This window comes from Carnobacterium sp. (genome assembly GCF_032094055.1).
Lineage (GTDB): Bacteria > Bacillota > Bacilli > Lactobacillales > Carnobacteriaceae > Carnobacterium_A.
Window position 1 is genome coordinate 24,802 of sequence record NZ_DAMDAK010000022.1, and the last position, 5,159, is coordinate 29,960.

Sequence of the window (5,159 nt, forward strand, 5' to 3'; positions counted from 1 at the left end):
ATTATTCAAAAAAAGTCTATCAAAGGTTTAACTAGCGCAGCTGGGATTTGGACAACAGCTGGTATTGGTTTGACTATTGGTGGTGGTTTATATTTTATAGGGATCAGCGCCACTATTTTAACTTTAATTGCTTTTGAATTATCAAGGTTTATTTTTAAAAAAGTAAGCTCTAAAACTGTTGTTTTTGGAGTTTCTATATCGGATAAAAAAGTATTACAAGAAGCGTTTAACATCTTTCATAAAAAAAACCGATATCTTCAAAAGTATCAGTTAAAAGAAATGTAGATAATAAAAAAAAGCTTTATTATGTCGAATATACTGTTCAATTAAAGAATGTGAAAGAAGAAGAAAAATTATTCGAAGAAATTCAAGCTAAGGAAAATATAATAATCGAAAAAATAAATTATCCAATTGAAGAAGCATGATGAAATTTTTATAAAAATGACTGTCAAAGCTTTATAAAACTATTCTCTACACCACTTGTAAAGTTATCTAGCTAAAGATTGCTTTTTACAGCTATGCTATAATTAAATCCTATAATATCTTGCATAATGTTCATAAAGATAGCTCCTTTAAGATATCTACTCGCGTGATTATCTTAAGGGGCTATTCCATTTATTTAGGCCTGTTTGCTTTTAACAGTAAAAAAATCCCGCTCCTGTTATCAGAAAAATCCGATAAGATAAGAAGTGGGATTTTATTGTATTAGCTGGGAAGCTGCCAACTAAGTTTTTTTGATGAATTGCTCTTTACAATGAGGGCAAGTAACTCTTATTTTCCCTTTATTTCGCGGAACTCGAAATTCTTTATGGCAATTAGAACAAGAATAGTATTTGTATACTTTGCGCTGATGAAATTTATTTCGTTGTTTATTCCATTTTTCATTAAGGCGATGGATGAAAGCCAAAAACTTTTGATTTTCTTGATAGCGCTTAGTACGGTTACGAGAAAAAGCTCGATAATAACCAACAAGAATGGCTACCCATCCAATTAAATTGCCAGGTGTCCATTTCAGCAAACTAAATAAGAAAACGAAAGCCAGTCCTCCATAAAGTAAATAGGTTGAAAGCTTGTCCACGCCATATCTACCGATCATAAATTTTTGAAATTTGGTTCTGATTTTTTCCATTCGATTTGCCGCCTCTTTCTGTGTTCTTTCTTCTAGTATTTATAAGTATAACACGTCAACAAAAAGCTGCGACCGGCTTTAGTCTGATTTCAGCAACAAAAGTATTTTTCACGCGCTATTAAATTTTCTTGCACTTCTTATTTTTGTAACCTATGCTAAGATAAAAGAAAACTATAGGAGGGTAGAATATGCGGTTATTGTTAGCAGAAGATGAACAAGAGCTGGCTCGTGCGGTTCAAGTGATACTAGAAAATCAAGGATATAGTGTAGACATTGTTTATGATGGGCAAGATGCATATGACTACGCCTCTTTAGCTGAATATGATGGGATGATTTTAGATATTATGATGCCAAAACTGACAGGGTTGGAAGTTCTTGATAGGTTGCGAAAAGACGGCAAACAGCTGCCCATCTTACTTTTAACAGCGAAATCGGCTGTTGGAGATAGAATAGAAGGACTAGATTCAGGTGCAGATGATTACTTGACCAAACCATTTGCGATGGGAGAGTTAGTGGCACGTGTACGGGCAATGACGCGAAGAAAAACGGTATTGCAACCTCGAATATTGACTTTTGAAGATCTATTGCTGGATTGTGATGCTGTTCGTATCAGTAACGGTAAAGATGAGGTGAAGTTGTCCAACAAGGAGTTTCAGATTTTACAGTTACTGATGGAAAACCCAAGGCAAATTTTTTCAGCTGAACAACTAATTGAGCGAATTTGGGGATTAGATACTGATATTGAAATGAATAGCATTTGGGTTCATTTGAGCAATGTGCGAAAAAAACTATCAGCTTTGAATGTACATGTAAAAATCGTTGCTACACGCGGTGTTGGTTATGCATTGGAGGAAGAACAATGATTGAAAAACTGCGTAAAAAATTTATGCTGGTCATGATGGCTTCTGTTTTTGTCGTTATGCTGTTAGTTTTGGGAACATTGAATGTGACAAATATTCTCCATACAAATGAACGGGCAGATGATATTTTAAGTGTGTTAGCTGAAAATGGCGGGAATTTTCCTCAAGAAGCCCTGCCTGAAGAACAGCCTTTACCAGTTGATGGAAAACCAGGTCAAGCAGTAACGGCAGAAACGCCTTATGAGACACGCTTTTTTAAAGTCATCGCCAATAAGCAGCGCCAAGTGATTCAAGTTGATACGAGCCGAATTCGGTCAGTGGATTCTGAAGAAGGTAAAGAATATGCGGAAAGTATCTTATCTACTGATAAGGAAAAAGGCTACGTAGATGATTTTCGTTACCGAGTAGAGGAACAAGACGACGATAGTTATTTGTTGTTGTTTATGGATAGTCAGCGAGAATTGCAAACAGTCAGATTATTTTTATGGAACTCTTTTTTGATCGGTTCTATTAGTCTGATTTTGATTTTTCTTTTAGTGTTTTACTTTTCAAAAAAAATTGTACGACCTGCTCAACAAAGCATGGATAAACAAAAACGATTTATCACCGATGCCGGACACGAAATAAAAACACCATTAGCAATTATTTCTGCTAATAATGAAGTGCAGGAGATGCTAAACGGACAAAGTGAATGGACAGAAAGTACGGGAAAACAGATTCAACGTTTAACTGGTTTGATGGAAAATATGCTTCAACTAGCGCAAATGGAGGAACCTTCTTATCAACAAAAAATAGAAACTATCAATCTTTCACAGGTTCTGCAGGAAATATGTGAACCTTACGTAATGATCGGCAAACAAAAAAAAGTAGCAGTTACCTTAGATATTCAGTCTGATGTATTTGTGCGAGCGGATGCTCTGTCTCTGAACAAGCTGTGCTCGATCCTAATGGATAATGCGAATAAGTATGTTCAAGATTTAGGCACTATTCATGTCCAGCTGTCAGTAGATAGACACAAAGCCAAATTAAGAATCTCCAACACAACCAAAGAAATGCCGCGAAATTTTGACCAATTGTTTGATCGTTTTTATCGAGAAGACCAGTCACGCCAGCAAACTGCTGATAGTTATGGGATCGGGTTGTCGATGGCATCGGCCATTGTAGAAAAAAATAATGGACAGATTACAGCGAATCAATTAGATGACCAGACGATCGTGTTCGATGTCGTTTTACCGTTACAGTAAAGCTCAAGAAAAAGGAACGTATTCCTTTTCTTGAGTTTTTTTGTGGTGTAGGGTTTTATAAAAAGTTGTATAAAAATTAAACTATTGTAGAATGCCATCTTATTTCTCAGTTAATAAAGGATTAAGTGTTAGTTAGCGGGTGTCTAGCAAACAAAAACAGTGGAAAAAAATTGGAAGTGTCAGGTAGATGGTGTCTAGCAGACAAAAGCAGTAGAAAATAGGTTGGAAGTGTTAGGTAGAAGCATTCTAGCAAATATAAGAATAGAAAAATCAGTAAAAAAGCCTTTATCAAAGAAATAAAAGCTTTTTTGCGTCCGTTTTAATTTAATGTGTTAGTGCTAATTTTAAAGTCATCTTTTCTCTTAAGGTTCAATTAAGGTTCGCGGATTATAGTAAGGCACATAGAACAGGAGGAGAGAAAAATGAACGATTATCTGAGTGTTTTTGAACGACACGAAAAAAAATACTTGATTTCCTCTCAGCAGTGGGATGAAGTGTTGAAGGAAATTGAAGCCTATATGCAATTGGACGATTATGGAAAACATTTGATTACAAATGTTTATTACGATACAACCAACTGGTATTTGATCCGTCATTCCATGAGCAAGCCAATTTATAAAGAAAAAGTTCGTTTGCGCAGCTACGGGGTACCTAATGAAACAGACCAAGTTTATTTAGAGATCAAGAAAAAATTTGATGGAGTTGTCTATAAAAGAAGAACCGATATGCGATTGAAGGATGCGGAAAGGTTTCTAGGTCACCAGCCATTTTTAGAATCTGTGCAGAATAAACAAATGATTCGTGAATTTGAGTCAGTATTGTCTTTTTATCCGGATCTTAAACCGGCTATGTACATTTCTTATGAACGGCTAGCTTACTTCGGCAAACAAGATAAGAGCGTCCGCATCACATTCGATCAAAATATTTTATATCGGACAACAGATTTATCACTGGCAGCCGGCTCTTATGGCAAACCGATTTTGCCAAGAAATTATGTATTGATGGAAATTAAAATTTGCGGAGCTATGCCAGTTTGGTTGGCTCGTATCTTGTCGGAAAAACACATTTATCCATCAAAATTTTCAAAATACGCTAATGCTTATCAAGATTACTTAAAACAGCAAGCAATGGAAACAAACAAAACAGTAATAGAAAAAGAGGTCATGACTAAATGAGTGAATTATTTAACAGTTTATATATTGAGAGCGCGAATGCATTTTCAATTACAAGTTTTATTATTTGTACAGTAGCCAGTTTGGTTTTAGGAGGAGGCATTGCCGGAACCTATATGTACCGCAACCAATATACGAAAGGCTTCGTAACAACATTATTTCTGCTACCGGCAATGGTCCAAATGGTCATCATGCTGGTCAACGGAAATGTAGGAGCCGGGGTCGCTGTGATGGGAGCGTTCAGCTTAGTGCGGTTTCGTTCAGTGCCAGGATCGGCTAAAGAAATCAGCAGTATTTTTCTGGCAATGGCTGTTGGTTTGGCGACCGGAATGGGTTATATCGCTTTTGCAGCGGTCTTCGCGCTCATTATTTGCGGTGTGATGATCGTGTTGAATTTATCTGATTTTGGAGAAATGAGTCCGCAATTCCGAATATTAAAAGTGACGATACCTGAGAATTTAGACTATACAGATGTTTTTGAAACAGTTTTTGAGGAGTATGTGGTTCAGCAGCAATTGATCAAAGTAAAGACAACCAATATGGGCAGTTTGTTTCGTCTTGAATACACAATTGAACTGAAAGATCCACTACAAGAAAAGCAATTTATTGATGCATTGCGCTGCCTAAATGGGAACTTAGAAATCATTTGCGGCCGTCCAATAATTGGAAAGGAAGAATTATAATGAAAAATTTACTAAAAAAGTTAAAAGCGGCTCAAATTTTAGCCATAATGTCTGTGGGGCTGTTGGCAGGG

General features: G+C 36.2%; 6 protein-coding genes. 5 read left to right on the plus strand and 1 reads right to left on the minus strand.

From position 1 onward, the window contains the following. Positions 1 to 285, plus strand: a 285-nt coding sequence (locus RT405_RS05260; RefSeq protein WP_313468171.1) for an MgtC/SapB family protein, incomplete at its 5' end; no start/stop codon positions are given. A gap of 439 nt (positions 286 to 724) precedes the next feature. Here the strand turns inward: RT405_RS05260 and RT405_RS05265 are convergent. Beyond that, on the minus strand, positions 725 to 1,129 hold the full coding sequence (locus RT405_RS05265; RefSeq protein WP_313468173.1) for a hypothetical protein: 405 nt from the start codon (positions 1,127 to 1,129) through the stop codon (positions 725 to 727). A gap of 188 nt (positions 1,130 to 1,317) precedes the next feature. On the opposite strand from RT405_RS05265, the gene RT405_RS05270 reads away from it, so the two are divergent. The 4 genes from RT405_RS05270 to RT405_RS05285 all read left to right on the plus strand — a co-directional run bounded on the left by RT405_RS05270 (position 1,318) and on the right by RT405_RS05285 (position 5,088). Beyond that, on the plus strand, positions 1,318 to 1,992 hold the full coding sequence (locus RT405_RS05270) for a response regulator transcription factor (RefSeq protein ID WP_313468174.1): 675 nt from the start codon (positions 1,318 to 1,320) through the stop codon (positions 1,990 to 1,992). Beyond that, positions 1,989 to 3,233, plus strand: a complete 1,245-nt coding sequence (locus tag RT405_RS05275; protein ID WP_313468176.1) for a HAMP domain-containing sensor histidine kinase — start codon at positions 1,989 to 1,991, stop codon at positions 3,231 to 3,233. Before RT405_RS05270 ends, RT405_RS05275 begins: the two co-directional genes overlap by 4 nt. Positions 3,234 to 3,655: 422 nt before the next feature. Next, positions 3,656 to 4,408 (plus strand): polyphosphate polymerase domain-containing protein, encoded by a 753-nt coding sequence (locus RT405_RS05280; RefSeq protein ID WP_313468178.1) that lies wholly within the window; start codon positions 3,656 to 3,658, stop codon positions 4,406 to 4,408. After that, on the plus strand, positions 4,405 to 5,088 hold the full coding sequence (locus RT405_RS05285) for a DUF4956 domain-containing protein (protein ID WP_313468180.1): 684 nt from the start codon (positions 4,405 to 4,407) through the stop codon (positions 5,086 to 5,088). The genes RT405_RS05280 and RT405_RS05285 overlap by 4 nt, the downstream gene beginning before the upstream one ends. The last annotated feature ends 71 nt before the right edge of the window (positions 5,089 to 5,159 follow it).